This window comes from Rhodococcus sp. P4_E4 (assembly GCF_056401575.1).
The window spans coordinates 261,068-287,448 of sequence record NZ_JBFUJB010000003.1 but is presented as its reverse complement, the minus strand read 5'-3'; the positions used below and the strand labels follow the sequence as shown (position 1 = coordinate 287,448).

Below are 26,381 nucleotides of genomic sequence, written 5' to 3'. Positions count from 1 at the left end.
TTCGAACGAAACCGTTTCGAACCAGACCGTTCGAACGAACCGTTTCGAGCAATCCGTCAGGAGTTTCGATGAACGAGTTTTCGAGAACTACAGATGAGCGTACGGACAGTCCCCCCACATTCACCACGACGTGTGCGGAAAACATTCAATCACTCGTGGTCAGCGGCGAGATCGACGTCCGGTCCCGAGCTGATTTCGCTGCCTGCGTCGACGACCTGATCGGTGAGCGTCACCCGTTCGTACTCGACTGCTCGGACGTCCAGTTCATCTCCGTCGGAGGTCTTTCCATCATCGAGACTCTGTCGGCCAAGGCACGAAGGCTCGGCGTTCCTTGGACGCTCGTCGCAGCGCACCCCGTCAGGCGCCCGCTGTCTCTTCTGAAGATGGACGCAGACATCGTGTTCACCGACTCGACAGCCGAGGCGGTCACATACCTGTCCTCGACCACCGTGCTGGACGAGACCCTGGCGGAGCCGATGTCGGCGTGAGTACCGATCTCGAAAAGCTCTCCGAATTCGTCGTCGTCGCAAACCGACTACCCGTCGATCTCGAAACCGACGAGGACGGTGGCAAGAACTGGAAGCGAAGTCCGGGTGGACTCGTCACTGCTCTCGAACCCATCCTGCGACAGCGAGACGGCGCTTGGGTCGGCTGGCCGGGCGTCGCGGACGAGAAGGTAGATCCCATAGTGGTTGACGGCCTTCGTCTGTTTCCCGTCGAGCTGACCTCTCAGGACCTCGCCGAGTACTACGAGGGGTTCTCCAACGACACGCTGTGGCCGCTCTACCACGACGTCCTGGTGGCACCGACGTTCGAACGGTCGTGGTGGCACACGTACGTCGCGGTCAACCAGCGGTTCGCCGAGGAAACCGCCCGTTGCGCCGCGGACGGAGCCACCGTCTGGGTGCAGGACTATCAATTGCAACTCGTGCCGGCAATGCTGCGCGAACTGCGCCCGGACCTGACGATCGGGTTCTTCCTTCACATTCCGTTTCCTCCGGTCGAGCTCTTCATGCAGCTTCCGTGGCGCAAGGAGATCGTCAAGGGAATGCTGGGCGCCGATCTGATCGGCTTCCACTTGCCTGGTGGCGCAAACAATTTCCTGTTTTTGGCCCGAAAACTACTCGGACTCAAGACAACGACCGCAGGCGTCGGTGTTCGAAGTGCGCTCGGGCATGTGGATTTCGACTCTCGCGTCGTCAAGGTGGGGGCATTTCCCATCTCCGTCGATTCGGCCGAGCTGGAGCGCCAGTCGAAGAGCGAATCGGTCCTGCGCCGCGCACGCGAATTGAAGGAAGAGCTCGGAAATCCCGAAAAAATCCTGCTGGGAGTCGACCGCCTGGACTACACCAAGGGCATCGACCTGCGACTGCAAGCCCTCAAGGAACTCCTCGACGAGGGCCGCTTGGATCCGGAGAAGTACACGATGGTGCAGCTCGCCACGCCCAGTCGCGAACGCGTGCAACACTATATCGACCTTCGCAGTGTCATCGAGGAACAGGTGGGCCGCATCAACGGCGACCACAGTCAGATCGGCCGCCCCGTAGTTCACTACCTGTATCAGCCGGTCGACCGCGAAGAACTGATCGCACTGTTCGTCGCTGCCGACGTCATGCTCGTGACGCCGATGCGTGACGGGATGAATCTGGTGGCCAAGGAGTACGTGGCCTGCCGAGGCGACCTCGGAGGCGCTCTCGTTCTCAGCGAATTCACCGGTGCTGCAATGGAATTACGACAGTCATACCTGGTCAACCCGCACGATTTGGACGGCGTGAAGAATACAATCCTGACCGCAGTTCATCAGGATCCGAAGGAGGGCCGTCGCCGTATGGCTGCGCTGCATCGCCAGGTCATGACGCATGATGTGCATCAGTGGGCCGAGTCGTTCCTGACTGCACTTTCGCCGCCCGAACCGCGCCCGGACAATCAGTTCGTCACGGAGCGCGAGTCTGACTTTGCACGCAACAACTGACCCCGTGGGCTTGCGTCAAGGGTGAGCGGAGACTCGAGCTAGGATTGGTTTCAGTTCATCGTCAAGCAGCGGCTGCGAACTGATCTCCTCAACATAGCCGTGCAATGCTGCATCGGCCCAGAAAGACAGGCCGACCATGCCCCTCACGGTGAAGTACTCCGAAACCTACAACGACGCTCTCATCGCGCTCGCTGCTGCTACTCATCGGCCGGCCAATGTGGTGAACCTGTTCGGCGAGTACGCCATTCGTGTCGATCTCGAATACAACCGTTATCTTCTGGCGACCAATACCGCGGCCGGACTCTCCGATCGACCCGACAACGGAGAATCGTGGCTGGTGCGGTTCTTCCAATCCGAAAACACCGACACACCGGATCGCCTCCTCGCGGAAGCGTCGCATCAATGGTTGGTCGATGCTTTGGACGCCGCGCTCGAACAGATCGAAGCGGCAGGCAACAAGATCTCCGCCGACGCGGACTTCGGCGACCCTACCCGCACCGAAACTCCATCCTGAACGGCATCGTATGGAGCAACGCTACTAGTCACCCTCGGCGGTCAACTGGCTGATTCGAGCCGCTAAGACTGCATTTTCGGCCTCCAGGGACAGAATCAGACGGATACCGACCAGATTGACTCCGTCGTCGATCAGCGCGGTGATTCGTCCGAGCGTATCCAGGTCGGCCTCGCTGTAACGGCGTGTACCGCCATCCGTGCGGGTTGGTGTGAGCAGGCCCCTTCGCTCGTAAAGGCGCAGCGTCTGAGGTCCTACCCCGGACAGTTCTGACATCACTGAGATCCCGTATACGCCGCGCAGCGCCCGGGTCTGGGATTCCGACGTCACTGGAACCTCCTAGTTCGGTGTCGGCTGTCTCAATCGGCGTCATCCGACCTTAGCATCATCACGCAGTGAATCTGACGCCCAGGACATAGATTCAAGCGTGTCCAGGGCCACTCATGACAAAAATCGTCGAGCCGAGAAGGCATGTAATGGCAGATCAAAGCCGATTTCGGCAAGATCGCACAGGGAGCTTCCCTTAGCCGTCGAATCGAAGTAGCCTTGCCAATTATCTACATCGGCTGATATAGATTTTGTAGCACTTGAAAGCGCCATAACCGGCACTCGAAGGTGTAGAACACCCAGACGTCGGAGTCGGTGGTTCAGCCGACTCCCTCACGGCACACTCTTCACCGGGAGCAAGATGACGACGATCGACATCCCGCCCACACAGGGCGAGAGCACCACCGGCATCGGAATCACTGTTGCAAGCGCGACTTTGACAACCGAAGAGGTCAAGCGCCGAATCGCGATGATGTACGGCGACCCGGTGACAGAGGAGCCAGTAGCACTCGCGCACTGAACCTGACCGACACGCGATCCGATTGACGATGGCGCGAGACCGCCCCGTTCGCGGGCGATCCCCATCAAGACGAGAGGAAAACATATGTCCGAGTTCACCGTACCGGGACTGAGCAGCGCAGACGGTTCGTCCGTCGCCGATATTCTGCAGGAACGCCTCAGCGCCTACAACGACCTTCATCTGACGCTCAAGCACGTCCACTGGAACGTCGTCGGACCCAACTTCATTGGCGTGCACGAGATGATCGACCCACAGGTGGAGCTGGTTCGCGGCTACGCCGATGATGTGGCGGAACGTATCGCGGCACTGGGCAACTCCCCCAAGGGCACAGCGGGAGCGATCGAGCGCGATCGGACTTGGGACGACTACTCCGTCGGCCGCGACGACGCTCGCGCCCATCTGGCTGCGCTCGACCTCGTCTACACCGGGGTCATCACCGACAGCCGCACTGCAATCGACAACGTCGGCAAGATCGATCCGATCACAGAAGACATGCTGATCGGCCAAACGGCACAGTTGGAGAAGTTCCAGTGGTTCGTTCGTGCGCACCTCGAGAACTCCGGCGGCAGCCTCGTACACGAAGGCGCGTCCACCGAGCAGGATGCCGCAAACGAGGCGCGTCAGAACTGGGCCGAAATCGCGATCCCCACAACAGGAAAGGGCAAGAGCATGTCTGCGGACTCGCGCGGCACGTCGGCACAAACGCGTCGCGAGTATCAGATGTTCGTGTTGCAACAGCGTTTGTTGTTCGGATCGATCGTGGCAGGCACCGCCCTTGGAGTTCTCGCGATCAATTACTTCTGAAATATCAGGGGCCGCAGCCGTCGAAGACAGGACAGAAACGACACAATCATGAGTTCGAGCACTCTCCGCTCGATCGTTCGAAGCGATCGATTTGCGGCAAGCACTTCTTCTCTTCTGCTCGTGGACAGCGATTTCCGTATCCAGGGCGCAAACGACGAATACCTTGCCGTGTCCGGCCGCAGCCTCGATCAGTTGCACGGAGTGGAAGTGTTCGAAGCCTTCCCCGACAATCCCGACGACTCGTTTGCCGACGGAATCTTCTCGTTGACAGCGTCATTCGAGCGCACGATGCACTCCAGAACTCGGGACGCACTGCCGACTCAGCGTTACGACGTGCGCGATGAGCGAGGTAGTGGGCTGTTTGTCACGCGCTATTGGAATACGGTCAATTCCGCCGTCACCGATGATGACGGCAGGGTGATCGGAGTGCTTCATCGTGTGTACGAGGTTCAACGACCCCAGGCTCAGCAGTCCAGTTCAGCGTCAGACGTCCTCACCCGCCTTCGCGCGGAAAACGACGAACTGAGAAGAGCTTTGGATTCTCGGCCCGTGATCGAGCAGGCCAAGGGATTACTGATGGCCGAGCGCGAGTGCTCGGCCGACCAAGCCTTCGACCTTCTGGTCGAGATGTCGCAGGAATGGAACGTCAAGGTGCGCGACATCGCCGGTGGTCTTGTCGCCGCAGCAGAGAGACGTGCCGTCGATCAAAAGAATTCCTGACGACCGGGATTCAAAGGTTGTACGGCTGGGTAATGACCGACCAGAGGTACCCCCGAAATCTTCCCCTCGAGGGAGGAGCCTCGAAGGTCCCGCCGGTTCAGGCCGGCGGGACCGAGCTTTGCCTTAACACCCGACCCGGATCCCCGATCCGAGTCGAGTTCGTCACGCAGCGAAGGGAACGTCCATGTTCATGCGCTCCTACACATCTCCCAGGCCCCTTGCCGACGAGTGGGATTGGCAGCTGTCCGGCACCTGCCGCGACACCGACCCCGCCCTGTTCTACGACGACACGAACGAGCGCGGCTCCAGGCGAGCGAAACGCGAGAGTTCGGCGAAGCTGGTGTGCGCCAGGTGTCCTGTCGTGCAGAGATGCCTCGTGCACGCCATCCAGACCGGGGAACCCCACGGTATCTGGGGCGGCATGACCGCGACCGAACGAGAATCGTTGCGTAAAGGTCGAACTGAACCACTGATCAGTGCCGCTGCGAACTCACCGGAGTAGGTGGCAACCTCAAGGCCTGGCCTCGTGATGCCGTAAACCGTGCGTGCGGCGTCGCTCCTTCATCTCGGCTTCGAAGAGGTGCGGCACTCCGCCGGCCAGCTTGTCACGCACCACCTGTTCGCATTCGCGAAAGAAGGACCAGTAGTTTTCGTCGAACTCCTCGACCAGCTGGAAGGTCCAGCGCCCTTCGACCACGTTCCGGCCCATCAACTCTTTCTCGACCTGATCGGCCAGCTCGTCGTTACCGCTGGTTCGAAGTAGCTCTACGACCTCGTCGAGCATCAGATCTGCATGTCCGATCAGCTGATGGAAGTCGTACAGAGCGCCGCGCGCCCGCTCCACCGTTTCGAGGGCGTTCGACAACACCCCCGCTGCCTTGACCTCGTCGTCCGTGACACCTTCCGGTCGTGTGTGTACGGGGATCTGCCTGTCCGCCTGAGTGCCCATGAAGCGGACGTACCCGAACGGGTCACAAATGAAAGATGGGATTCGGTACGAGCGCACCACAGGTGATGTGTCTCACAATTCATCCTCTAGTTCGGGTAAAGAGGATTACTTCGCCGGGCGAAGGGTAATCGAAGGCCATGAATACTTCCGGGGTAGAGATGGCTGGCACGCATGGCCGGTACCGTTCCTTGCCTCGGTCCGCCGGAATTACGCCACATCTACCTACAGGAAGCCCCTTGATTCCTCTGTCGAGTCCGACCGAAGCCGAACTTACTCACGACTCCATTGCCTCGCTCCGCGTCCGAGCGTCGTACTCCCAACTGCCGACTCTGCGCGGAATCACCCGCACGGTTGCCAACAACACCGGATTGGACGTCGACGGGACAGCCGACCTTGCTCTGGCGATGGACGAAGTCGCGAGCATCCTCATCGGCCATGCGATACCGTCCAGCGACTTGACCTGCCGATTCGAGACCTACGGTCGCACTCTTCGGATCGTCGTCTCGGTGATCGCGCACTCCGAAATACCCGACAAGTCCCACAGCTTCGGATGGTTCGTTCTCGAAGCACTGGTCGACTCGGTCCGTTTGGAGCAATCGGAAATCGACGCGGACGGTCACATCACCCTGACGATGACGCTTGAAAAGGGCTTGCTCCAGGAGCGTGCGTGACCGCTGTCCCACCGGACGATACTGTCCCACCGGGCAAGGCTGTACCACCGGACGATACTGTCCCACCGGGCAAGGCTGTACCACCGGACAAGAAGGACCAGTACGAACTAGCTGTCGAATTGTTCGTCTCGATGGCGTCGCTTCCGCCGGATGATCCGACCCGAGAAAAGATCACCAACTCGATCATCGAACTGTGCCTACCGCTCGCCACCCACGTTGCACGTCGCTACCAGGGGCGCGGCCAGCCTTTCGAGGACTTGGAACAAGTTGCGCGCGTGGGGTTGGTACAGGCTGTGCAGCGATTCGACGTAGACAAAGGATCGGATTTCCTGTCGTTCGCAGTCCCCACCGTAATGGGTGAGGTACGCAAGCATTTTCGCGATCACGGCTGGTCCGTACGCGTACCTCGCAGCCTTCAGGAACGACATCTTGCCCTCAACCGGGCGCTCACGTCGTTGTCGCAGACGCTCGGCCGTGCACCGACGGTAGCGGAACTTGCGACGGAGCTCGACATCGAGCCGGACGAGGTCGAACAGGGGTTGACCGCCGGAAATTCGTATCGAACCACACCGCTCGACACCGCGTCAGCCGGCGACGGGAGCGGACTGACTCTGATCGATACTTTGGGACAGTACGACGAAGCGATCAGTCGGATCGACAATCACGAAACCCTGCGACCCGCGCTCCTTGCACTACCGGAGCGCGAGCGCACGATCGTGGTTCTCAGATTCTTCGGTCATCTCACCCAGTCCCAGATTGCCGAAAAGATCGGCATCTCTCAGATGCATGTATCCAGAATCCTCACTCAGACACTGAAGCAGCTGCGCACCGAGATGGGTGAAATCTTCTGAAGTAGGTCCCCAGGATCAGATGTATTCCTGCGCAAGACGTTCCATCTCGTCTCGGTCAATGAGCCCGGGCTGGCCGATGTCGAGAGCCTCGAGATACTTGTTGGCGAGACGGTAATCGTGCCCCCACCGGCCGTGCTCGCCGTCCTGCTCGGTGCGCTGAACACTGGAACCGGGCGGAACCTCGTCCTGCAGACCGTTGGTCTCCGCGCCGATCAGTGTGTCGAGCTTGGTCGAGATGGCCGTGAGTGCATCGCGGTCGTTCATCTGAAATCCCTTCGTCAGGTGGCGCTGATCCCCAACCATACCGAAGTGTCGAGCCAAAAACATTGCACCGCTTAATGTTCGACTACAAGCCTGGACCGATCCAAGCCCTCGAGCTACACTGAGCGATACCGAGGTTGAGAATACAGCCGGGGCTGAAGCCGCTGGCGCTCGGTTCGCATCAGGACTCTGGATTCAGGTCACAACTTCCTGCGTACATCCATTGGGCTCAATGCTTTCCACACCTGGACTCTTCCACTTTCCGTGCCGCCAGGTCGGTCGTCAGCCTTTCGACGAAAAGCACACAGACCGGATCTGCCATGAATCTGAATGAACTCGACCACACAGCGATCGATTTCGTCGATCCCTCAACACAATTGGGTCCGATCGTGGACACACAAGGCTTCGCAGCCTGGCGGATAACGCCCTCGACAGTCCTGATTCAGGTCGACGTCGACCTCGATAAACTGTCCGCCCCAGAACTGAGAGAACTTCTCAACTCGTACGCTGCGGAGTGGTCCCGCGTCATTCTCGACCTGTCCAACTCACTGTTCGTCGGTGCGGTCTGCCTCGAACTGTTCGCCGAACTGAACTCCCGTTCACGAGCGCACGACTTCCAGTGGTCCGTCATCGGGTCACACCCGCTTCGACGCTTGCTTCGGGCCGCACGGGCGGAAGAGGAATTTCCGGTCACCAACTCTGTCGAGGGAGCAATGCGCGCGCTCGCCGAAGCAGAAAAGTCACTCGAAGCCTCCTGACGCCAAGCCTGCACCGGCGTCGAGCGCCGCGCGCTCGCAGCGACTAAGGTTCGTCGGGCTGTCCGACGAGCTGAGAGAGACCGAGAATGACAATCGCCAAGCGCCTCGATGCCTTGCAACAGAAGCATCCGGCCCTGGGGTTCCCGATAGCGGTCCTCTACAAGTTCCTCGACGATCAAGGTGTTTATCTCGCCGCGCTGATCGCGTACTACGGCTTCGTCTCACTCTTCCCTCTTCTTCTGTTGCTCTCGACCATTCTCGGCTTCGTGCTCTCTGGCAACCCCGAGCTTCAGCAACAAATCTTGGACTCCGCTCTGCATCAGTTTCCGGTGATCGGTGACGATCTGGGCAATGCGCAACAGATCGGCGGCGGTGTCACAGGGCTGGTGATCGGAATCGTCGGTGGTCTCTACGGTGGCCTCGGTGTCGCTCTGGCTTGCCAGAATGCGATGAACACGGTGTGGTCGGTGCCCCGAAACATGCGACCGGATCCCATCCGCGGGCGTCTTCAAGGGTTACTGCTCCTGGGCACCATCGGTCTCGCGATCTTGGGGACCACCGCTGTCTCCAACATCGGCGGTGCGCTTCATCTGGGCGGTTCGTTCAGCTTCCTGTTGACCCTTGCGGTAGTCGTCTTGAATGCAGGCATCTTCATCGTCGCTTTCCGGCTCACCTGCGCCCGCCCGCTCTCGGTAGCCGATGTGGCGCCTGGAGCGATCGCCGCTGCTGTTCTCTGGCAAGCACTTCAGTCCTTCGGTGCCCTCTACGTGACCTCCGTGGTGCGGGGTGCCTCCACCACCAATGGCGTCTTTGCCATCGTTCTGGGTTTGTTGGCCTTCTTGTTCCTCGCTGCCGCCTCGATCGTCATGTGCGCGGAAATCAACGTCGTGCGAGTCGACAAACTCCATCCGCGGGCGTTGTTGGCTCCGTTCACCGACAACACCGAACTCATCGAAGGCGATCGGCGTACCTTCGCCGATCAAGCAAAAGCCCAACGCGCGGTTCCCCACGAGAACATCCATGTGACGTTCGACGGGCACACCAAACCCGACGATTCGGACTGATCTCGCCCCCGATCGAGTTGGGTATTTGGTCCCCTCCTGGGTATCAGGGTGGCATTCTGCGCCGCGAATCCAGATTTAACACAGGTGTTGTCATTTCGCGCTACATCGAAGCGACGAATACATCACAGCAGGTAAACGTGCATAGTTGAACAATCACCTGCTTCCGACGGGGTCCAGGAACGGGACAAACCCGTCAAATACTGCAACTCGCCATGCATGTAATTGGAGACAGAAAAAGAAGAGCATGGCAGGATCAGGTGTGAGACCGGACTCTCGATGGGAGGGCTCGGCTCGATGGATCCAGGAGAATTTGGTTATGGCTCAGGGCAGTGTCAAGTGGTTCAACGGTGAAAAGGGCTTCGGATTCATCGAGCAGGAAGGTGGCGGACCGGATGTGTTCGTTCACTACTCGGAGATCCAGGGCAGCGGCTACAAGTCCCTCGACGAGGGCCAGAAGGTCGAGTTCGAGATCGGACAGGGCCAGAAGGGCCCCCAGGCTCAGAACGTTCGCGCCATCTGAGTTCGATCCCAGTCTGACTTCAGACTGAAAAGGCTGGACGCTGCACCGCACGGTGCCGGCATCCAGCCTTTTCTTGGTTTCAGGGCCGTCTTGGTTTACGGGTCCGGCTCGTTCCGAGTTGGCCCCGGTTACGTCGCTCGCGCCCGCTTCTTCTTGTGGGAGCTGTCGCAGAACGGCGCGATGCCGGTCCGCCCGCATCGACACAAAGCAACCGTAGAGCGCTTGTTCTCTATCGGAGTGCCGTCGTCACGGAGCAACTCGAAGTCACCACGCACCAGCAGCGGGCCGTCCGAGCAGGCGGTTATGGTGGTGTTGTTACCGGCAACACTCGGTGTTTCGGCAGATGACGATTCGGGAAACGCGGTCATATGTCCTCTTCACTTCTCGATTCGGCCACTGGCGTGCCCACTTCCATGCCTGTTCCACAGGCTCGCGGCCCATTGAGCGCCACTCTCGTTTCCATTCTGCGCTCCTCGGCCGATCCGAGGGAGCTTACGGCTGCCGCTGACGCGTACGAGGTTGCACGGTCCATCGACCCCACCTACGACATTCTTCGAGACGACGACGCTCAGTTGACTCTGACGCTCCTCTACGAGCTTCATTTGCAGGGAATCGAGAACGTCTCGGACGCGTGGGAGTGGAATCTGGACCTGCTCGCGGCGAGGTCGCGTCTCGAGACGCATTTCGAGGCCGCCATCGTGGAACTCGTGGGAAAGGTTCCGTCGTCCGGTGACGTCGTAGCCGATTTGTGGGCGATGACGGCTCCCAGTGCAGGCCCCGGTCTGGCGTCCTTTATGGCGAAGGACGCCACAATCGATCAGTTCGCGGAGGTGCTGATTCACCGTTCGCTCAATCAGCTGCGTGAAGCGGATGTGCACACCCTTGGAATTTCGCGCCTCTCCGGTGCCGTCAAAGCAGCCCTCGTCGAAGTGCAGAGCGACGAGTACGGAGGGGGCAGCGCAGAGCGAATGCATTCGCGTCTTTTTGCCGACACCATGCGGGCTGTCGGCCTTTCGGACCGCTACGGCCACTACATCGATGCTGTTCCCGCGGTAACCTTGGCGTCGTTGAATGCTCTCTCGCTCTTCGGCTTTCATCGCCGACATCTCGGAGCGCTGGTCGGGCACCTGTGCGCCGTCGAGACCACGTCGGCGCTGCCGAGCAAACGGTACAGTGCCGGCTTGCGCCGACTCGGATTCGGTTCGGACGCGACACTGTTCTACGACGAGCACGTGGAAGCGGATTCCGTTCACGAACAGATCGCCGTTCGGGAACTTGCCGGCGGTCTTGCTTCTTCGCACCCGCACCGCACTGATGACATCTTGTTCGGCGCTGCAACGTGCCTCGCGTTCGACGACCTTCTCGGCGATCACCTCACATCGAGTTGGGAGAAGGGCGAGACTTCGTTGCGCGAATGATCACGAGTTGTTCGATTTCCTGACCGGTGGTGATCAACCCTCGTGCCTCGAGCATGGTGCGCCTCTCGCGCATCACGGGCCCGAAGGGAATGTACTTCCGGGCCGAGATCTCCACGGCCATACCGTGTTCCTCGAGTATCGCCTCGGTCTTGTCGACCCCACACAGTACCGACTGCAGAAGAAGTAGTGTGCCGCCGGGGACGAGTACTTCGTGAACGGTGGCCGCGATCCTGTCGATGAGGGCGCGTCCGTCCTTGCCTGCGTCCCAAGCCCGTTCGATTCCAGCGGTAGGTAGATCGTCTGCCAGTGCAGGGACGTACGGCGGGTTGGAGATCACCAGATCGAAGAGTTCGCCGTGTACCGCCTCGGTGAGGTCGCCGCGACGGGAATCGATCAAGGTTCCGTTGAGGATTCCGTTGAGACGAGCATTGGCGCACGCTCGGCGAGATATGTCGACCGCGACGACGTGGCCTGCACCAGCCGCCGATGCCGCGACGGCGAGGGCGCCGGTCCCCGTGCACAGATCCAGGACCCGGCTGCGAGCGGTGAGGTGCTCGAACAGCAGCGCATCCGCCAGTAACGACGTGTCGTGTTGCGGTCGATACACACCAGGTAGACGCAGGATCATCATCGGCTCCTCTTTTTCAGGCGACATCGCACATCGCTGCGTGCGGCTACCCAGGAACCTCGGATTTCATGCGAACATCGCAGCATCGACTGCCCGGAACGGTTACATCGTCGCAGTTTGCGGAGTAGACCTGAGTCATGACAGGCAATGCGGACGCTCCTCAGGTAGCCGCGGCGTTTGCTTCCGCAGCAGATTCGCTCGACACACTCGCCGAAGCGATTGCCGGACTCCGGTCCAATCTGAACACGGACGAGCATCTCGACTCCATGCTCCAACGTCTGGCCGAGACCGCGGTCAAAGCACTGCCTGACGCCGATGCTGTCAGCGTGACGGTGTTGTCCACCGATGGCCCACGAACTGCTGCGTCCACCGCGGACTACCTTTCAGAGATAGATGACGCCCAGCACTCCGCTGATCGTGGTCCGTGCGTTGACGCCGCGCGCACGGTGTCCTCGGTTCGGGCAAAGGTGGGTGATCACGTCGACGAATGGCCGGAATTCACCGACGAAGCCCGCAAACAAGGCGTCCGGTCCTACTTGTCCGTGCCGATCACCATGGGCGAAGGGAACGCCGAACTGCTCGGCGCTTTCAACGTCTACGGATTCGCCTCGACAGAGTTCAAGGCCTTCGACGAAGAGTTGATGAAATTGTTCACCGCCGGTGCGGGCGCGGCGATCGCAGATTCACGACGCTGGCGTCAAGCACACGAGCACATCGAACAGTTGCACTGCGCCATGGAATCTCGGGCCGAGATCGAACAAGCCAAAGGTGTCCTGATCGCCGTCCACGGCATCGACGCCGAGGAAGCATTCAGCCGTCTTGTGCAGCAATCGCAGAACACCAACGTGAAACTGCACGAGGTTGCCCGGATGCTCATCGATTCGGTGCGCCACCGCCGGCTCTGAAGATTCTTCGGTGCAAAACCCCGTTTTGCACCTTAAAGCACAGTCGCAAAACCCCGTCTTGTACCCCGAAGTCACAGTTCCCAAACGCATCCAGAGATGTTTCACCGAAACAGTTTTCGACCTGCGTGACTGCTGGCGGTCGAGCGGCGGCACTCGTCCGAAATGTGGTTATCTGTTGAGAACCGGGACGAAAGAAGACCCGACCGTACCAGGGTGAGGAAAGGATCGTCACTGTGCCAATCGACCAGGTTCTTGTCGTAGTTCCCGCCCACAACGAAGCCGAAGACCTCCCCAGTTGCCTTCGCGCACTCGCAACAGCGGCGTCGGCTTGCGTTGTTCCCGTCCGACTGGTTGCCGTCCTCGACAACTGTTCGGACGGGACCGCCGGGGTCATCCCCGACGGGGTCGAAGTACTTCGCGTCGAGCACCAGAACGTCGGACGTTCGCGAGCGACGGGCTTTTCCGAGTTCGGCCGAGAGTTGGGAGCTTCGGCGTGGTTCACCACCACCGATGCAGATTCGGTGGTCGGCCCCACCTGGATTGCGCGCCAATTGGAGTATGCGCGTACTGCGGACGTCGTCGCGGGAACCGTACGCATCGCGGATTGGGAAGGCCATCCACACTCCGTTCGTGAACGATACGAACGTATGTACCACGCACATCCATATGGCCGACACGGTCACGTCCACGGGGCCAACCTCGGTGTCCGCGCGGATATGTACTGGAGCGTCGGAGGATTCTCCGATCTCGAAGAAGACGAGGACGTCGATCTCGTCCGGCGGTTGAGCGAGGCTGGTGCCTGTATCGCGTGGGCAGAAGACATTGCGGTCACCACGTCTGCGCGTCTCGACGGCCGAACTCCGGGCGGCTTTGCCGGACATATCCGTAACCTGGGTTGTACGACCGCCGATAACGAAGAAGCGGAGCTGGCACGATGAAACGACTACACACACTCCTGGACGCAGGTGGACTGTACTTGCCGCTTCCCGGCGGCGGCGCGACAGCCGCGCGGTGGACCTCCCTGGCAGAGCTCACGCGCGAGAATGTGGTTCTCGGGCGGATGGCTGAGGCTCACACCGATGCCGTCGCGATACTCACCGAACTCGACGGGCCGGATCCCGAACCCGGGCAGCTGTGGGGAGTGTGGGCGGCCGAGCCACCCGAACCTGTGGTGAATGCGTCTGAGCACGTAGGGATCTGGACGCTCACCGGCCGCAAATTGTGGTGTTCCGGTGCCAACACCTGCACGCATGCACTGATCACCGCCTTGGTCGACGGAGTACCCTCACTCTTCGCAGTTGAGCTCGGACTACCTGGGGTGCATCCCGTTCCCGATTCGTGGAAGGCCGTCGGTATGGCCGAAAGCGACTCCAGCGCGGTCGACTTCGACATGGTTCCGGCGATACCGGTCGGGACGGCAGGCGACTACCTGAGCAGGCCGGGGTTCTGGCACGGCGCGATAGGCGTGGCTGCATGTTGGTACGGCGGTGCCTGCGGCGTTGCAGATCCGTTGTACGACAAGGCTGCAAGCAGCGACGATCCCTACCTACTCGCCCACCTCGGCGCGGTCGATGCGGCGCTGGCCGCAGCGCGCAACGCGCTCGCAGTCGCGGCGGCGGAGATCGACGCCGGTCCTTTCGACGAAAATGCCGAGGCCATGCAGCGGGCACTCCGTGTGCGGGCAATTGTCGAGCGCGCCGCCACCGAGACCCTGGATCGGGTGGGACGCGCTCTCGGCGCCGCACCGCTCTGCATGGACGCCGAGCATGCCGCGCGGGTAGCCGACCTCACCGTCTACTTGCGGCAGAGCCACGCCGAGAAGGATCTCGCCGAACTGGGCCGGATTGCGGCCAAGGGGAAACGGCCGTGGTGAACTCGAAACTGTTCGCGCAGAAGCCTGTCGACGATGGCGGCACTGCCGAATCGACTTGGCAGAAGTGGGGACGCAGCTTTCCGGAACTGGATCTCACCGGGTGCTCGCGATTGATCGTCGTCGCTCCCCATCCGGACGACGAAATACTCGGACTGGGTGGAACTGCTCTTCTCGCAACGCTTTCCGGCATCGACGTTCACGTGGTGTCTGTCACCGACGGTGGAGCCTCACATCCCGATTCACCAACAGTGACTCAGCCTGAGATGGAACATCTCAGGCGGTCCGAGTCGGATCGAGCAGCGCGTGTACTCGGAATTCCCGCACCGGTTCGATTGAGCCTTCCAGACGGGAAGATCAGCGAGAACCGACAGGAGTTGACCGACCGTCTCAGCTCGATTCTCGGTAATTCCTCGACGGGTACCTGGTGCGCCTCGACGTGGCGCGGGGACGGCCACCCCGACCATGAAGCCACCGGGGAGGCAGCGGCGAAGGCCTGCGCGGACACTGGATCACGATTGATCGAGTACCCCATCTGGGCGTGGCATTGGGCTGAGCCGGATCATGCAGCAGTCCCGTGGGAAAGGGCCAGAAGAGTGGCCTTGCCCTCCGACGTTCAGGCTGCAAAATCCGCTGCTGCCAATGAGTTCACTTCACAGATCGCCCCGCTTTCCGACCATCCCGCGGATGCCCCCATCCTCCCCCGACATGCGATGGAACGACTACTGCGACCGTACGAAACGGTGTTCGTATGACCGATCGTGAGCTTCCCGCGGACTACTTCGCCAAGATGTATGCGGCGCAATCCGATCCGTGGGACTTCGAATCCCGGTGGTACGAGCAGCGAAAGTACGCGCTCAGCGCCGCGATGCTCCCCAAACCTCGATACCGTCGCGCATTCGAACCGGGATGCTCGATCGGGGTTCTCACCGAGAAGTTGGCAGAGCGCTGCGACAGCGTTCTCGCCACCGACATCGTCCCGGCCGCACTCGAGAGCGCCCGTGCGCGGCTTACCGGGCGTGATGCCGAATTTCGTCTGTGGGCGTTGGGTGACGACTGGCCCGACGAGACCTTCGACCTCGTCGTCATCAGCGAAGTCGGCTATTACCTGACCTTCGAAAAGCTGATCGAGGCAATGCTGCACGTCGTCGAGCATCTCGAGCCTGGTGGAACACTGCTGTGCGGTTGAGGAGTGTGGGGACTCCTCAACCGCGCACAGGGGTCAGTCTCGCTTCTCCAACGCGAGGTCCGTATCCGAGTGCAGTTCACCGACTTCGGTCTTGAGGATCCGCATCGACCTGCCAAGGCCGCGGGCCGCGTCGGGCAGCTTCTTCGAACCGAACAGCACCACGAGCACTACTGCGACGATTGCCCAGTGGGTCGGGCTGAGCGCGCCCATCAGGCGGGTTCCTTGCCATCGGGGTACACCGCGTCGACCTCTACCTCGACGAGCCAACCGGCAACGGGCAGTCCGGCAACCTCGAGGGCGAAGCGGGTGGGCCGAGCGCTGTTGCGCTCGATCGGAGCGATCGGCTCGGCAGTGCCCATCGGCACCAGCTCCGTATCACCGGTGTCGAGATTGGTATTGGCGAAGAACTGACGGTACGCGCGATTCCATCCTGTGTAGTCGGCCTTGTCCGACCCCGGCGCGTTGTCCAGGAAGACGCGCATCGTCACGACGTCTTCGAGACTCAATCCCTGGGCTTCGAGGTTGTCGCGGATCTTCTTGAGTACGTTGATGCCCTGCGCCTCGGTGACGGTGACCCCGGCAGGCAGAACTCCGCCGGAGAACTGGCCGTCGATGTACGACTCCGGCGAACCTTCCGGCGCCGCCTTGTTTCCTGCCGACGGGCCGATGCCGCTGGTCTTGTAGATCGCGGTGTCGCCGCCGATCGCGACACCCTGAGCGATCATCGGGTTTGCCTGCCCCGCTTCGAGAATCGATTTGGAGACGAACGAACTCGATGTGGTCTCGGCGTCCGCCTCATCAGACGAGCAGGCCGTGGCGAAGCCCAGTAGCGCGGTGGCGGCGAATGCCGCTGCAAGGACCTTGGTGCTGCGAGATTTCATGATGTGACCTCCAGAGAAAGTGATGGAAAACGAAGCACGTCAGGCAGTTTGCGCAACACGCTGATGCAGATGGGTGACGACGTCCTGCGCGGACGTGAAGGCCCCGTGCTGCCAGGCGATGGCGTTGGAGAGGTGATCGCCGGCGAAGTAGATCCGGTCGACGGGTTCGAGCAGCTTGGTGTACTCGGGAGTTGCCATGCCGCCGTGGGAATCTCCCGCGCCGGCCCATGATGCCCAGGCGGATTCCGAATACTTGGTGCGACGCCAGCTTCCGGAGAAGGACGACGAGATGTCGCGAGTGTATTTGTCGCCGTGGATTTCTGCGCCTTCGGCGATGGCCTTTGCCAGCCGCTGACGGTGGGTGAGCGATTCGAAAGCCTGTTGACGCTTACCCGAGCTGTAGTACGCGACCACGACGCCGCGGTCGGAGTTGTAGTGGTCGTAGGGGAACATGATCTGGGAGATGTCGCGGTCGGTGTTCGACGCGCCTCCGTAGATGCGGTCCTCCGTCTCCCACCACCGACGCGAGTATTCGATACCGAGCTTGCCCGACGACGACGGCTTGGCTGCATCCAACGCGAGCAGGATGTCGGAGGGCAGGTTGTTGTTCAGCCGCTTGATCAGGTGCGGTGGGATCGTGCAGATTGCGTAGTCGGCGGTGATCGACTTGGTTTTGCCATCGACGACGTAGTCGACGGTGACGCCTTCCGGCACGTTCTTCATGCCGCTGACCTCGGCGCCGAACTCGATGTTGTCCATCCCGATCGCGTCCTGGAACTTGTAGTAGATCCGGTCCATGCCGCCGACGGGGGTCATCATCGTCATGGCCTGGTCGTAACCGAACTCGAAGGAGAATGCACGTCCGATGCCGCCCTGGATGACATCGCTCATCCCGAATGGTTCGATCTCGGTTCCGAAGTTGAGGCCGGCGCCCGGCTCGGCGGAGTGTCCTCGACGCGAGGATCCGACGTAGCGGCCGTCGCTGGAGAGATCACCGAAGTCGGTGAGGAAGGACGAGAGTGCTTCTTTGTCTTCCTTGCTCAAGACCTGGTCGAGAGCGCCCTGATTGGTGGCCTTCTGCAGCAGCTCGGACATGTATCCGTAGGTGTCGGCTTTGGCTGCTCGGTAGGTGATCGACTGATTCGCCAGCGGCTTGTTGCCGGTGTAGTTGACGAAGGTGTTCGCATTCTGGTTTCCGAACATCTGCAGTTCGACGCCCAGTTCGCGGCAGTAGTCGATGGTGTTGTGATTTTGCGGAATACGCGTCGCACCGAGGTTGTAGAAGTGCCCCTCGGAGAACGTACAGGTCTGTGTCTCACCGTTCAGGTCGGTTTCTTCGGTGCCGTTGCGGATCGACCACACCCGACCACCCGGCCGGTTGCGCGCTTCGAGGACAGTGACCTTGTATCCGGCCTTCTGCAGTTCGTAGGCGGAGCACAGACCGGACGGTCCACCGCCGAGGATCACGACGGAGTGATTTCCCTTGACCTTTCCGATCAGGTCACCCGCGACAGGTGCCTGAAATCGCCTCGGCGTCGACGCCACCGCCGGCGCCAGGCCGATGGACGACATAGCACCGAGTGCCAGGCCAGCGCCGCCGGTGATTCCCAGACTGCGCATGAAAGATCTACGTGTGTATGGCATTCGAGCTCCCCAGTGTGCTCCCGGTGACCCGGGTGGTTGGTGTTGAACACAGACTTCAGGAGCGTTGGGTCCGGAACTTGACGCGCAGGAAACAGTCAGTGGGGACCGAGTGAGAAACCTGCGAGCATCAGCATCGGGCTCTCTCACCCGAGTGCGATCAGCGGAAGCATGTCCGCAATATCCGCGTTACAGAACCGGACTAGCGTGACGCGACATGTCCGCTCTCACCGAAGCTATCGCGCGGTCCTTCACCACGCGCGAGAAGCAGCCCCCGGCGCGATCACCGCTGCGCGCGTTGGGCCGTCGGCAACTCTCGGGCGCCGAAGTGCTGGCCCAGTCGGTGGCAACCACCGCCCCTGCTGTGTCGATGGTCGTTCTGCCCGTCACCATGCTGACACACGGCCGATTGTTGAGCGGGATGATCACCATCATCGCGGCCACCGTGCTGGTGACGCTCATCGCTTTCTGCGTTTCGCAGTTCACGCGCCGAATGGCAGCATCGGGCGGGCTGCACAGCTTCGTCTTTCGTGGCCTGGGCACCCGGGCAGCATTGACCACCGGCATCGCCATGCTGGTCAAGTACGTCGGCAGCGCGGTGATGACGCTCTATCACGGAGGACAGGCCGCAATCGCTTTGCTCGGCTTCGCGGGTGTGCACGTGGACAAGACTTTTCACGTCATCGCGCTCTATCTGGGGATAGCCCTGCTGATTCTCGGTGCCCTCGTTCGAAGTGTCAGATTTGCTGCTCTCGCGATCCTCGTCGTCGAAAGCTGTTCACTTCTGTTCATCGTCGGGCTCATGATTGTGGGCGGTTCCGGAAGTCAACAAGCACAGATCGTTCCGCCTACCTCCGGCCACGGGCTGTTACTCACCGCCCTGGCTGCCGTGTTCGCTCTCGCCGGATTCGAGAGCGCGGCCTTCTTCGGCCCCGAAGCTCGTCGTCCGCTGGTAACCGTCACCCGCACAGTCCTTCTCACCCCGATCATCTGTGGATCGCTCTTCATCTTTGCGGGCTGGGCCGCTTGGTCGGGACGTAGCGACACCCTCGTCAACGCCTATCTCCACGGAACAGCGACGGGTGTGAGTCCAGGTGTCGTCATCGCGCTCAACGTCGGTCTGGGGTGCTCGTGGCTGGCGTCGTCGATGGCGTCGTCCAATGCTGCGTCGCGACTGGTCTACTCGTTCGGCGTCGAACGCCTACTCCCCCGCCGGTTCGCCTCGGTTCACAGCGCATTTCGCACGCCCTACTTCGCGCTGACCGTCGTCGTCTGCACAGTTCTGGTGGGCGGCGGAGCCTTTGCCATCCTTGGACGCGGAGAGATTTTCGACGACGTTCGACTGACGGTTCGCGGTGCCGTCATCGTTGCCTATGCACTGGTGGCGATCGCATCGGTTGTCTTCCTGACGCGTATCGGAGAGCACACTCCCGGCGTTCTCGCAGCCGCGTCGTGTGGAAGTGGTGCCGGTGCGATAGTTCTCGGTTACCTCGTTTACGCCAACACGATCGACCATGCGTACGTTGCACCGATCGCTGTGCTCGTGATCCTGACCTCGGGCACGCTCTGGCAGTTCTACCTGCGACGCCGAAGCCCCAAGAGCCTGCTGCACGTCGGCGCGTTCGACAGTCCCGAAACCGAGGACGTACTACCAGGAGCTGGGGTGTTCGCCACCGACGCAGCCGGAAACATCGTGCTGGTGGGCGAGCCGACTGCCGGCGCCCGCTGATGGTGGGCCGACCACGCGACCTCGGTGGGCACGAACCCCGAGCGGTTCAGCGCGCCCTTGCCCTCCTCGAGTCGGCGGCCAGGCTCGGATCGGGAGCCACCGCCAAGGACATTGCCGCCCTTGCCGACATCCCACCTGCCACTGCGTATCGGTTGCTCAACATCCTTGTCGCCGACGGTTACCTGGTTCGGATCGCCGACCTCTCCGGCTTCGCGCTGGGTCGACGCACCCGTGAATTGGCCGGGGCTGCCGCCGAACCCACCCCCGTCGACAATTCGGTGCTCCTCGAAGAACTCCGCGAACAGCTACGGTTCGGCGTCTACCTCGCGTCGTTTGCAGAGAACAGAATTCGACTGGTCGATCGCGATCCAGACCACGAGCTCAGCGGCGAACGGACGCTGGTCACAGCCGTTCACGCGTCGGCTATCGGGAAGCTGCTCCTCGCCAGCCGACCCGAATTGGCCGAGGCCCCATTGCGAAAGGTCACCGCACACACCATCACCGACGGCGACCAGTTGGAACTCGAACTCTCTCGGATCCGGCGCGGCGAGCCCGCCTGTGAGGTCGACGAGATTCGTGTCGGACGCTCCGCCGTCGCCGTCCCGATCCACGACGCGGAAAGGTGTGTCGTCGGTGCCTTGGCTGCGATAGGTCCGACCGGCAGACTTTCCGTCGACGACGTAGACCTGGTGGCACTGTTGCGGGAGTACGCGGAACGCATCGTCGCACCGACGATGTCGAAGGCAAGCTGAAAATCAGAGACCGAACACGCGTTTGGCAAAGCCGAGGTGCTCGTCGGCCCAGCCGATGACGCCGAGCGTGGAATCGAGATTCTGCGGCGGAGTGCGCACCAAGGTGTCGCGTCGGACGAGTCGGTCGAAATCGACCTGAGCGCGGTCAAACTGGACCCCGGCCGTGACCATGATGTTCGCCAGTTCTTGCGCCATCACCCCGTACGCGACTGTCGTGGGATGAACGCCGTCGAGCGAGAAGAGGCCGCCCGAAGCGCGGCCGCCGCGACCGTCGGCGGAGAGGAACAGCGAGTCCGGCACGGGTTGCAAGTCGGTCAGTGCTTTGGGGAGGGGGTAGGGCGTCCACCATGACGGCCGCGCATTGACGTCGGTGACGTAGCGCCGTGAGGCCACGCGCTCGAGCAACCCGGCAATATCGCAGAGGTACCAGTCCTTCCCCACCCGACGGGCATTCGCGACGGCTTGCTCGATTCCGTCGTTGTACATGTCGATTGCGGTATCGACGGCCCACGCCTGCGCGCCGGTGATGTGTTGATCGCGCTGTGGGTCGAAGTCTGTGTCGCGCACCCACGGTCGCGCGTAGTACGGGAAATAGCGGGATCCGATTTCGATCTTGCCGCCGAGCCCGTGGGCGATCGGTGCGATGGTCACGTGTGGGACGGTGCAGAGGATGACGTGCTGGGCGTTGATCTTGCGGATCGCGGCCAGCACCTCGGCGTACTCCGACGCGAAGTGCTCGGGCTGCCACACCGTGTATTCGCGCTTGCCGTCCGGGTCACGGAAGTTGTTGCCGCTCCACTCGACTCGGAGTTCGGTGACGGTGCGGAGCGCATTGTTGGCCCCGAGAAAGACGATCAGAGTTTCGATGCCTTCCTTGCCCAGTTCCGCTGCCGCGTCGAACGCCGTCATGCGCTTCTCTGCCTCGGAGCCTCGCGGCAGAACTCTCAGTGCGGCGCGTTCGCCGTTGTTCTCGACGATCTGGCTGATCAGGTCGTCGTGCGGTTCGTGCAGGGCTGCCTCACACCCATGCGCGGTCTTGGTCAGAGCGTCACGAAGATCCCACCCGTAGACCGAAAGGTTGTGATTGATCGCCGAGAACGTCGGCGCCACGCTGCCCGGCCCACGCTCCCAGTAGTCCTCCACCTGATCCATGAACCCGCGTGCAGCAAAGAGTGCGAGCGGAACCTCCCAGAGGTCGAGCCGTGGGCCGAAGCGCTCTTCGAGGGTGCGGAGCAGCAGTTCGATGTTGAGTGGGAGCCCGCCCGGACCGCCGTATCGGGGAAAGCGGAACCGATCGAGCCAGCCCAACTGGTGAGCAATGATCGACGGATACGACAGCTCGGCATTGAAGACCGCCCCGCTCTGAAATCCCTGCGACAGCGAGTCGCCGATGACCACCAACCGGTGTGGAGCATCTCCCGCAGGCGGAACTACCGGAATCCCGACTGTGGGATCGAACTGCGGAATCCTGGGTCCTCCGGCGGCTGCGGCCACGACGTCGTCGGGAGTATCGGATGGAAGTTCCACGCCCACTCACCTCCGGAAAGTCCAGCTGGTCAGCTGATCAGTGGTGGCTTACGCCGATCGGCATTGTCCTGATCCGATTGCTTCTCTATCGACCTGACAACCTCGTCGGCCCACTGTTGATTTCGGCCGTCGAATTCTGCGCGGTCCCGGCGCGCGATACCGCGTCCGACCAGGATGGCAATCGGAATGGAACACACGACCCATACGAGTAGTACGCCTCCGACAATCCACCACATACTCAGTAATTGTGCCCGATTCGCCGACCGTTGTGCTCCAGGTCGAAACTTCTGTCCGAATCGTGGCGTTCAATTGAGGTGAGCTCGCAGGTCAGTAACGATCGGCGTCGACGGTTTCGCGGACCTTACGGACCTGATTCCAACCACGAGCGGCGATGCCGAAGGCAACAAGCGACATCAGATCCGAGACCGTCAGACCGTGTTCTCGATTCAACGACCACAAGACCTGACCTTCCAGCGGGCCGTTGAAGAAGAGCCACGCCACTCCTGCGCAGACGGTCGCAACAACACTGGCCTTCGACGGCTTCATCAAGCACACGGTGCTGGTCACGAACAACAAGTTCATGAACACCAGACCGTAGAAAATTCCGATCATGCCACTCCCCCCGAAGTTGGTTCGTTCAGCTGCGGTTGAAGTTCAGGTACGCCTTCGACGGAGTCGGGCCGCGCTGGCCCTGGTACTTGGATCCGGCCTCGGAGCTTCCGTAGGGGAACTCTGCAGCGCTCGACAGCTTGAGCAGGCAGAGCTGCCCGATCTTCATTCCCGGCCACAGCGTGATCGGCAGGTTTGCGACGTTGGACAGCTCCAGTGTGATGTGGCCGCTGAAACCCGGGTCGATGAAGCCGGCAGTGGAGTGCGTCAAAAGGCCCAGGCGCCCGAGGCTCGACTTACCTTCGAGGCGGCCGGCCAGGTCGTTCGGCAGTGAGCACACTTCGAGAGTCGAGCCGAGAACGAACTCGCCGGGATGCAGTACAAACGGCTCGCCCTCTGCCGGTTCGACCAGGCTGGTCAGCTCGTCCTGGCGCAGTGCCGGGTCGATGTGCGTGTACCGCGTGTTGTTGAAAACCCGAAAAAGACCGTCCAGGCGCACGTCGACGCTCGACGGTTGCACCATGGAATCGTCGAAAGGGTCGATACCCAGACGTCCAACGGAGATTTCGGCACGGATGTCACGATCGGAGAGCAGCACAGGTAGAGGTTACCGGTTCTGCGGGCAGTGCCGACCCATCGATGGGTGCGATCACACTGTGGCTACCGAACACGATGCGCGGGTTCTGGACTCCCACGGCAGAGCCCAGACCCACCTGTCTCAAGTTCTCCATGCCGAAAGGCTTTCCCGCGCAGAACTTGTGGGCAAATCATTCACCGATGGCGCCGACTTCCACACGCCTGTGTTGATCAATGACGGCCGGGGACACCGCTGCTTGAAAGCTCGTCTGATAATGTTCGGAAAGCACGTTGATCGGCGGTGAAAACACGTCCGGTCGGCTGCGACGCCGATGTAGTTCAATGGTAGAACATCAGCTTCCCAAGCTGAATACGCGGGTTCGATTCCCGTCATCGGCTCCACCGATTCTCCGCAGTTCAGAGCCCTTTTGGGGCAGGCGAACTTCGCTTGTTTGGGCCCCAAATCCTGTGACAGCTACACGGCAGGTACACAACCTCCTCCATTCAGTGATCAGTCAACATGCATCCAACGCAAATCGGGGTGCTAGCCTCAATCTTTCATGAGAGGCCCCTGGTCGACCCGTGTGCAGTCGGGATGCTGCCAGATTCCACTTCTCCGGAGTCGTGTTCTTTCCGCTCGTGCCAACAAGATTCACCGTGATTTAGGTCGGTGCCGGCAACGCCTCCAGCCTTGCCAACGCTGCCGTGATCAGTCCGGACCACGGCGCCCGCTCCGATAGGCGCAGGCGCGTTTTCCGAGCATGGCGGGCGAGGCGCCCGGCAATCGAAAACAGTCGCAAGCGGAGTCGTTTCGGTTCCCACCGCCGTGCATCACTGCTGGCCAACGCCAATATCTGCATACATGCTGTCAACTCGGAAGCGAGCGTGACGATCGCCAACCAGATCGCATTCTGCGCGAAACCGTGCAACGGCAAGTTCGTCGAACCCGTGTCCTTGGCTGTGCGGATTCGGTCTTCCCAGCGAGCCCGACGACGGTGCCGCAGCTCCAAGGTTTGCAGGCTCCCGACGACTGTATTGGTCACGAACGCGGTCAACCGCAGACCGTTACGGTCGGTCAGCAGTTGAGCGCCGGGATGGGGTCGTTCTTTACGCACGATGAGCCGCATTCCTGCAGGCCAGCCCGGCAAGTGGACGAGCCCGATCAGTTCTGCGACCCGGCTCCGTCTCGGATGCCGCTACCCGAATCGAGTGCCGGTATCCACAGATCTTCGGGAATGTCATCAACCGCCTCTGCCATCGCGTCGGTCAAGGTGAACCCGACCGAATACGACAATCGCCGGGCGGTCAAATATTCGAGGAAGGCATGGGTGCCGCCTGCACCGTCGGTGCGGATCAGCACTTTCTTCCCGACGCCGCCGCTGGTTCGGAACGGCAACTGCGCCAATGCTTGTCGGGTCACTTGAATGTGGTCGGCAGCGGTATTGGAACCGGCGTTGCCTGGCCGCAGCAGGAAACTCAAGGGTTCACCTGTGCCGTGTTCACCGTGGTCGACGAACGCCAAAAGAGGATGGAGACCGTAGCCCCGCTTGAAATTCGGCGCAGTTTTCTCTTTCTCCGAATGGGAGGTCACGAGGGTGGCATCGAGGTCGATGATCGATCTGCCGTAGCGCACCCGGACGCCGGGAACCACAACTCACGCAAGAATGCAGGTCTTCTCACAATCACAACTGTGAAAATACCCAAGTCCGTCAAAAATCACCTTCGAAAAGCATCAAGTACGTATTCTTCCTCAGTATCGGACAGCCCTAACCGTAAGTCCCAATGCACGACCATCGGCCTGCACATTAAAAACCCTCACCGACCTACATCTTGTGCCTGCTCGGATCATCCGTGGTTCGACTCATACACTCCGGATCCGAAAGAGCCGGATAAAGCTCGAAGAAATACCCCAGTTTGGAGGACTGTCACATTAGCGCCGCGCTACCTCCCGAAGATCTTAAAAACCGGCAGGTTGGCCCCAATTCGATAGAAGGCCGTAGGTGCCCAGAGTCGAAACCTTATTCCTCGCAAGCACTGCAGCGTCTTCCTTGGTTATGACGTTCGGAGCTACGGCTTCTCACGCAACTCCCAAACCGGGCAACTTTGGCGGAGGCGATTCTGGTGGACCTTGGTTGGTGGACTACAACTCCTCGAATGGCCTCGGATATATCAGGACAGTCACCTCATTCGGTCCAGGCTCGCCCGCTTACATTGCAGGTCCCAATTTCGATAGCAGGACCTCTGCCCTGTATGCAGTAGCGAATGCTGCCGGGCCCTAGACGGAGAGAGGAGGTGAATTTGAAATGAATAACGTCCTCTTTGCTATCGTCAACGTGATCGTGGCGATGGCGAACGGTTCCACGATCCCCTTCTCAGTAGAAGGCGCAGGGCCACTAACCGCACCCGACTTGTAGAAAAGATCGGCCGACCGCATGTGGATGACAGTTTCAGCTCTGCCTGAAACTTGCATATCAGCAGATGCGTGGATCGTGCGGTGGTCACAAACACAATCTCCCCTAACTGTCCAGGAAGGGGAGATTGTGTTTGACAGGTCCCAAATAGTCGGTGGAGGCCGCCCCGAATAGGATCAGCAACCAAATGTCACAGCGACGCCGGTTTGATCACGCGAGTATGCACCGTGAGCAGAATTCACACAGAGGTCGATTTAATGTGCATCTGCTCAAACAGCATTCTCAGCTCCAGGTGATCGAATACGTCTGCTGGCGCG

At 60.9% G+C, this 26,381-nt stretch carries 31 protein-coding genes, 1 tRNA gene and 2 pseudogenes; 21 read left to right on the top strand and 13 right to left on the bottom strand.

Annotated features, from left to right (window positions below):
* Window positions 1-68 precede the first annotated feature (68 nt).
* The 3 genes from AC1DVN_RS05810 (at window position 69) to AC1DVN_RS05800 (ending at window position 2,486) form a co-directional block, all read left to right on the top strand.
* On the top strand, window positions 69-488 hold the full coding sequence (locus tag AC1DVN_RS05810) for an STAS domain-containing protein (RefSeq protein ID WP_019747460.1): 420 nt from the start codon (window positions 69-71) through the stop codon (window positions 486-488).
* Window positions 485-1,972, top strand: a complete 1,488-nt coding sequence (locus AC1DVN_RS05805) for an alpha,alpha-trehalose-phosphate synthase (UDP-forming) (protein ID WP_019747461.1) — start codon at window positions 485-487, stop codon at window positions 1,970-1,972. Before AC1DVN_RS05810 ends, AC1DVN_RS05805 begins: the two co-directional genes overlap by 4 nt.
* 136 nt (window positions 1,973-2,108) lie before the next feature.
* Window positions 2,109-2,486 carry a hypothetical protein gene (locus AC1DVN_RS05800; RefSeq protein WP_019747463.1) on the top strand — a complete coding sequence of 126 codons (378 nt, stop codon included), beginning with the start codon at window positions 2,109-2,111 and terminating at the stop codon, window positions 2,484-2,486.
* Between the two features lie 24 nt (window positions 2,487-2,510).
* Here AC1DVN_RS05800 and AC1DVN_RS05795 read toward each other — a convergent pair whose 3' ends face one another.
* Entirely contained in the window at window positions 2,511-2,813 is a 303-nt protein-coding gene (locus AC1DVN_RS05795) for a MerR family transcriptional regulator (protein ID WP_003943719.1), read from the bottom strand.
* 358 nt (window positions 2,814-3,171) lie between these two features.
* Here AC1DVN_RS05795 and AC1DVN_RS05790 point away from each other — a divergent pair, with 358 nt between their 5' ends.
* The 4 genes and pseudogenes from AC1DVN_RS05790 (at window position 3,172) to AC1DVN_RS05775 (ending at window position 5,356) form a co-directional block, all read left to right on the top strand.
* A complete protein-coding gene (locus tag AC1DVN_RS05790; RefSeq protein ID WP_003943664.1) occupies window positions 3,172-3,330 on the top strand; it encodes a hypothetical protein in 159 nt (52 codons plus the stop codon).
* Window positions 3,331-3,414: 84 nt separating this feature from the next.
* Window positions 3,415-3,951, top strand: a pseudogene (locus tag AC1DVN_RS05785) (Dps family protein); the annotation flags it as partial.
* A gap of 231 nt (window positions 3,952-4,182) precedes the next feature.
* The gene (locus AC1DVN_RS05780) at window positions 4,183-4,854 is read left to right on the top strand and encodes an ANTAR domain-containing protein (RefSeq protein ID WP_020968724.1); all 672 of its coding nucleotides are present in this window, start codon (window positions 4,183-4,185) and stop codon (window positions 4,852-4,854) included.
* Window positions 4,855-5,038: 184 nt separating this feature from the next.
* Window positions 5,039-5,356: a WhiB family transcriptional regulator gene (locus AC1DVN_RS05775; RefSeq protein WP_020906545.1), complete on the top strand. Its 318-nt coding sequence runs from the start codon at window positions 5,039-5,041 to the stop codon at window positions 5,354-5,356.
* 9 nt (window positions 5,357-5,365) lie between these two features.
* Here AC1DVN_RS05775 and AC1DVN_RS05770 read toward each other — a convergent pair whose 3' ends face one another.
* Window positions 5,366-5,803 carry a hypothetical protein gene (locus AC1DVN_RS05770; protein ID WP_029537813.1) on the bottom strand — a complete coding sequence of 146 codons (438 nt, stop codon included), beginning with the start codon at window positions 5,801-5,803 and terminating at the stop codon, window positions 5,366-5,368.
* 236 nt (window positions 5,804-6,039) lie between these two features.
* Here AC1DVN_RS05770 and AC1DVN_RS05765 point away from each other — a divergent pair, with 236 nt between their 5' ends.
* Both AC1DVN_RS05765 and AC1DVN_RS05760 read left to right on the top strand, forming a co-directional pair.
* Window positions 6,040-6,474, top strand: a complete 435-nt coding sequence (locus AC1DVN_RS05765) for an ATP-binding protein (RefSeq protein ID WP_019747468.1) — start codon at window positions 6,040-6,042, stop codon at window positions 6,472-6,474.
* A gap of 131 nt (window positions 6,475-6,605) precedes the next feature.
* Window positions 6,606-7,325: a SigB/SigF/SigG family RNA polymerase sigma factor gene (locus AC1DVN_RS05760; protein ID WP_223258034.1), complete on the top strand. Its 720-nt coding sequence runs from the start codon at window positions 6,606-6,608 to the stop codon at window positions 7,323-7,325.
* Window positions 7,326-7,340: 15 nt separating this feature from the next.
* Here the strand turns inward: AC1DVN_RS05760 and AC1DVN_RS05755 are convergent, their stop codons facing one another.
* Window positions 7,341-7,589, bottom strand: a complete 249-nt coding sequence (locus AC1DVN_RS05755) for a hypothetical protein (protein WP_020968722.1) — start codon at window positions 7,587-7,589, stop codon at window positions 7,341-7,343.
* A gap of 317 nt (window positions 7,590-7,906) precedes the next feature.
* On the opposite strand from AC1DVN_RS05755, the gene AC1DVN_RS05750 reads away from it, so the two are divergent.
* From AC1DVN_RS05750 to AC1DVN_RS05740, 3 genes are all read left to right on the top strand, one after another.
* Window positions 7,907-8,344, top strand: coding sequence for an STAS domain-containing protein (locus AC1DVN_RS05750; protein WP_019747471.1), 438 nt, complete (start codon window positions 7,907-7,909; stop codon window positions 8,342-8,344).
* An 86-nt stretch (window positions 8,345-8,430) separates the two neighbouring features.
* Window positions 8,431-9,408: a YihY/virulence factor BrkB family protein gene (locus AC1DVN_RS05745; protein ID WP_003943713.1), complete on the top strand. Its 978-nt coding sequence runs from the start codon at window positions 8,431-8,433 to the stop codon at window positions 9,406-9,408.
* Between the two features lie 316 nt (window positions 9,409-9,724).
* Complete coding sequence (locus AC1DVN_RS05740; RefSeq protein ID WP_003943666.1) at window positions 9,725-9,928, top strand: cold-shock protein; 204 nt, start codon at window positions 9,725-9,727, stop codon at window positions 9,926-9,928.
* Between the two features lie 128 nt (window positions 9,929-10,056).
* Here AC1DVN_RS05740 and AC1DVN_RS05735 read toward each other — a convergent pair whose 3' ends face one another.
* Window positions 10,057-10,296, bottom strand: a complete 240-nt coding sequence (locus tag AC1DVN_RS05735; RefSeq protein WP_019747472.1) for a CDGSH iron-sulfur domain-containing protein — start codon at window positions 10,294-10,296, stop codon at window positions 10,057-10,059.
* Here AC1DVN_RS05735 and AC1DVN_RS05730 point away from each other — a divergent pair, their 5' ends adjacent.
* Complete coding sequence (locus AC1DVN_RS05730; protein ID WP_029254686.1) at window positions 10,297-11,346, top strand: iron-containing redox enzyme family protein; 1,050 nt, start codon at window positions 10,297-10,299, stop codon at window positions 11,344-11,346.
* On the opposite strand, the gene AC1DVN_RS05725 is transcribed toward AC1DVN_RS05730, so the two are convergent.
* A complete protein-coding gene (locus AC1DVN_RS05725; protein ID WP_019747474.1) occupies window positions 11,303-12,001 on the bottom strand; it encodes a HemK2/MTQ2 family protein methyltransferase in 699 nt (232 codons plus the stop codon). The genes AC1DVN_RS05730 and AC1DVN_RS05725 overlap by 44 nt on opposite strands.
* Window positions 12,002-12,111: 110 nt before the next feature.
* Between AC1DVN_RS05725 and AC1DVN_RS05720 the strand changes: the two genes are divergently transcribed.
* The 5 genes from AC1DVN_RS05720 to AC1DVN_RS05700 all read left to right on the top strand — a co-directional run bounded on the left by AC1DVN_RS05720 (window position 12,112) and on the right by AC1DVN_RS05700 (window position 15,938).
* Entirely contained in the window at window positions 12,112-12,879 is a 768-nt protein-coding gene (locus tag AC1DVN_RS05720) for a GAF and ANTAR domain-containing protein (protein WP_092764916.1), read from the top strand.
* Between the two features lie 233 nt (window positions 12,880-13,112).
* Window positions 13,113-13,817 (top strand): glycosyltransferase family 2 protein, encoded by a 705-nt coding sequence (locus AC1DVN_RS05715; protein ID WP_019747476.1) that lies wholly within the window; start codon window positions 13,113-13,115, stop codon window positions 13,815-13,817.
* Window positions 13,814-14,752: an acyl-CoA dehydrogenase family protein gene (locus tag AC1DVN_RS05710; RefSeq protein WP_092764914.1), complete on the top strand. Its 939-nt coding sequence runs from the start codon at window positions 13,814-13,816 to the stop codon at window positions 14,750-14,752. The genes AC1DVN_RS05715 and AC1DVN_RS05710 overlap by 4 nt, the downstream gene beginning before the upstream one ends.
* Window positions 14,746-15,504, top strand: a complete 759-nt coding sequence (locus tag AC1DVN_RS05705; protein ID WP_092764912.1) for a PIG-L deacetylase family protein — start codon at window positions 14,746-14,748, stop codon at window positions 15,502-15,504. Before AC1DVN_RS05710 ends, AC1DVN_RS05705 begins: the two co-directional genes overlap by 7 nt.
* Window positions 15,501-15,938, top strand: a complete 438-nt coding sequence (locus AC1DVN_RS05700) for a class I SAM-dependent methyltransferase (protein WP_477993612.1) — start codon at window positions 15,501-15,503, stop codon at window positions 15,936-15,938. The genes AC1DVN_RS05705 and AC1DVN_RS05700 overlap by 4 nt, the downstream gene beginning before the upstream one ends.
* Window positions 15,939-15,971: 33 nt before the next feature.
* Here the strand turns inward: AC1DVN_RS05700 and tatA are convergent, their stop codons facing one another.
* From tatA to AC1DVN_RS05685, 3 genes are read right to left on the bottom strand one after another with little or no spacing between them, the layout of a single operon-like run.
* Window positions 15,972-16,148 carry a Sec-independent protein translocase subunit TatA gene (gene tatA, locus AC1DVN_RS05695; RefSeq protein WP_019747480.1) on the bottom strand — a complete coding sequence of 59 codons (177 nt, stop codon included), beginning with the start codon at window positions 16,146-16,148 and terminating at the stop codon, window positions 15,972-15,974.
* The gene (locus AC1DVN_RS05690; protein WP_020968713.1) at window positions 16,148-16,819 is read right to left on the bottom strand and encodes a Rid family hydrolase; all 672 of its coding nucleotides are present in this window, start codon (window positions 16,817-16,819) and stop codon (window positions 16,148-16,150) included. The genes tatA and AC1DVN_RS05690 overlap by 1 nt, the downstream gene beginning before the upstream one ends.
* Before the next feature lie 39 nt (window positions 16,820-16,858).
* Window positions 16,859-18,439, bottom strand: coding sequence for an FAD-dependent oxidoreductase (locus tag AC1DVN_RS05685; protein ID WP_092764911.1), 1,581 nt, complete (start codon window positions 18,437-18,439; stop codon window positions 16,859-16,861).
* Window positions 18,440-18,677: 238 nt separating this feature from the next.
* Between AC1DVN_RS05685 and AC1DVN_RS05680 the strand changes: the two genes are divergently transcribed.
* A complete protein-coding gene (locus tag AC1DVN_RS05680; protein ID WP_020968712.1) occupies window positions 18,678-20,189 on the top strand; it encodes an APC family permease in 1,512 nt (503 codons plus the stop codon).
* Window positions 20,189-20,941, top strand: coding sequence for an IclR family transcriptional regulator (locus tag AC1DVN_RS05675; protein WP_070797277.1), 753 nt, complete (start codon window positions 20,189-20,191; stop codon window positions 20,939-20,941). The genes AC1DVN_RS05680 and AC1DVN_RS05675 overlap by 1 nt, the downstream gene beginning before the upstream one ends.
* A 3-nt stretch (window positions 20,942-20,944) precedes the next feature.
* Here AC1DVN_RS05675 and AC1DVN_RS05670 read toward each other — a convergent pair whose 3' ends face one another.
* The 4 genes from AC1DVN_RS05670 to dcd all read right to left on the bottom strand — a co-directional run bounded on the left by AC1DVN_RS05670 (window position 20,945) and on the right by dcd (window position 23,675).
* Window positions 20,945-22,468: a hypothetical protein gene (locus AC1DVN_RS05670; protein WP_092764909.1), complete on the bottom strand. Its 1,524-nt coding sequence runs from the start codon at window positions 22,466-22,468 to the stop codon at window positions 20,945-20,947.
* 29 nt (window positions 22,469-22,497) lie between these two features.
* Window positions 22,498-22,704: a hypothetical protein gene (locus AC1DVN_RS05665; RefSeq protein WP_019747486.1), complete on the bottom strand. Its 207-nt coding sequence runs from the start codon at window positions 22,702-22,704 to the stop codon at window positions 22,498-22,500.
* A 91-nt stretch (window positions 22,705-22,795) separates the two neighbouring features.
* Entirely contained in the window at window positions 22,796-23,080 is a 285-nt protein-coding gene (locus AC1DVN_RS05660; protein ID WP_019747487.1) for a hypothetical protein, read from the bottom strand.
* Between the two features lie 25 nt (window positions 23,081-23,105).
* A complete protein-coding gene (gene dcd, locus AC1DVN_RS05655; RefSeq protein WP_019747488.1) occupies window positions 23,106-23,675 on the bottom strand; it encodes a dCTP deaminase in 570 nt (189 codons plus the stop codon).
* A 306-nt stretch (window positions 23,676-23,981) separates the two neighbouring features.
* On the opposite strand from dcd, the gene AC1DVN_RS05650 reads away from it, so the two are divergent.
* Window positions 23,982-24,055 (top strand) — tRNA-Gly (locus tag AC1DVN_RS05650).
* A gap of 260 nt (window positions 24,056-24,315) precedes the next feature.
* Here AC1DVN_RS05650 and AC1DVN_RS05645 read toward each other — a convergent pair.
* A pseudogene (locus AC1DVN_RS05645) lies at window positions 24,316-25,268 on the bottom strand (IS1380 family transposase); the annotation flags it as partial.
* Between the last annotated feature and the right edge of the window lie 1,113 nt (window positions 25,269-26,381).

Bases quoted from the DNA above. Each gene is read 5' to 3' on its own strand.
- AC1DVN_RS05760 (WP_223258034.1), top strand. From the start codon at position 6,606: ATGGCGTCGCTTCCGCCGGATGATCCGACCCGAGAAAAGATCACCAAC.
- AC1DVN_RS05680 (WP_020968712.1), top strand. From the start codon at position 18,678: ATGTCCGCTCTCACCGAAGCTATCGCGCGGTCCTTCACCACGCGCGAG.
- AC1DVN_RS05775 (WP_020906545.1), top strand. From the start codon at position 5,039: ATGTTCATGCGCTCCTACACATCTCCCAGGCCCCTTGCCGACGAGTGG.
- AC1DVN_RS05810 (WP_019747460.1), top strand. From the start codon at position 69: ATGAACGAGTTTTCGAGAACTACAGATGAGCGTACGGACAGTCCCCCC.
- AC1DVN_RS05770 (WP_029537813.1), bottom strand. From the start codon at position 5,803: ATGGGCACTCAGGCGGACAGGCAGATCCCCGTACACACACGACCGGAA.
- AC1DVN_RS05740 (WP_003943666.1), top strand. From the start codon at position 9,725: ATGGCTCAGGGCAGTGTCAAGTGGTTCAACGGTGAAAAGGGCTTCGGA.
- tatA (WP_019747480.1), bottom strand. From the start codon at position 16,148: ATGGGCGCGCTCAGCCCGACCCACTGGGCAATCGTCGCAGTAGTGCTC.
- AC1DVN_RS05675 (WP_070797277.1), top strand. From the start codon at position 20,189: ATGGTGGGCCGACCACGCGACCTCGGTGGGCACGAACCCCGAGCGGTT.
- AC1DVN_RS05700 (WP_477993612.1), top strand. From the start codon at position 15,501: ATGACCGATCGTGAGCTTCCCGCGGACTACTTCGCCAAGATGTATGCG.
- AC1DVN_RS05790 (WP_003943664.1), top strand. From the start codon at position 3,172: ATGACGACGATCGACATCCCGCCCACACAGGGCGAGAGCACCACCGGC.
- AC1DVN_RS05735 (WP_019747472.1), bottom strand. From the start codon at position 10,296: ATGACCGCGTTTCCCGAATCGTCATCTGCCGAAACACCGAGTGTTGCC.
- AC1DVN_RS05690 (WP_020968713.1), bottom strand. From the start codon at position 16,819: ATGAAATCTCGCAGCACCAAGGTCCTTGCAGCGGCATTCGCCGCCACC.
- AC1DVN_RS05745 (WP_003943713.1), top strand. From the start codon at position 8,431: ATGACAATCGCCAAGCGCCTCGATGCCTTGCAACAGAAGCATCCGGCC.
- AC1DVN_RS05755 (WP_020968722.1), bottom strand. From the start codon at position 7,589: ATGAACGACCGCGATGCACTCACGGCCATCTCGACCAAGCTCGACACA.
- AC1DVN_RS05660 (WP_019747487.1), bottom strand. From the start codon at position 23,080: ATGATCGGAATTTTCTACGGTCTGGTGTTCATGAACTTGTTGTTCGTG.
- AC1DVN_RS05750 (WP_019747471.1), top strand. From the start codon at position 7,907: ATGAATCTGAATGAACTCGACCACACAGCGATCGATTTCGTCGATCCC.
- AC1DVN_RS05730 (WP_029254686.1), top strand. From the start codon at position 10,297: ATGTCCTCTTCACTTCTCGATTCGGCCACTGGCGTGCCCACTTCCATG.
- AC1DVN_RS05800 (WP_019747463.1), top strand. From the start codon at position 2,109: ATGCCCCTCACGGTGAAGTACTCCGAAACCTACAACGACGCTCTCATC.
- AC1DVN_RS05725 (WP_019747474.1), bottom strand. From the start codon at position 12,001: ATGTCGCCTGAAAAAGAGGAGCCGATGATGATCCTGCGTCTACCTGGT.
- AC1DVN_RS05720 (WP_092764916.1), top strand. From the start codon at position 12,112: ATGACAGGCAATGCGGACGCTCCTCAGGTAGCCGCGGCGTTTGCTTCC.
- AC1DVN_RS05685 (WP_092764911.1), bottom strand. From the start codon at position 18,439: ATGCGCAGTCTGGGAATCACCGGCGGCGCTGGCCTGGCACTCGGTGCT.
- AC1DVN_RS05665 (WP_019747486.1), bottom strand. From the start codon at position 22,704: ATGTGGTGGATTGTCGGAGGCGTACTACTCGTATGGGTCGTGTGTTCC.
- AC1DVN_RS05780 (WP_020968724.1), top strand. From the start codon at position 4,183: ATGAGTTCGAGCACTCTCCGCTCGATCGTTCGAAGCGATCGATTTGCG.
- AC1DVN_RS05710 (WP_092764914.1), top strand. From the start codon at position 13,814: ATGAAACGACTACACACACTCCTGGACGCAGGTGGACTGTACTTGCCG.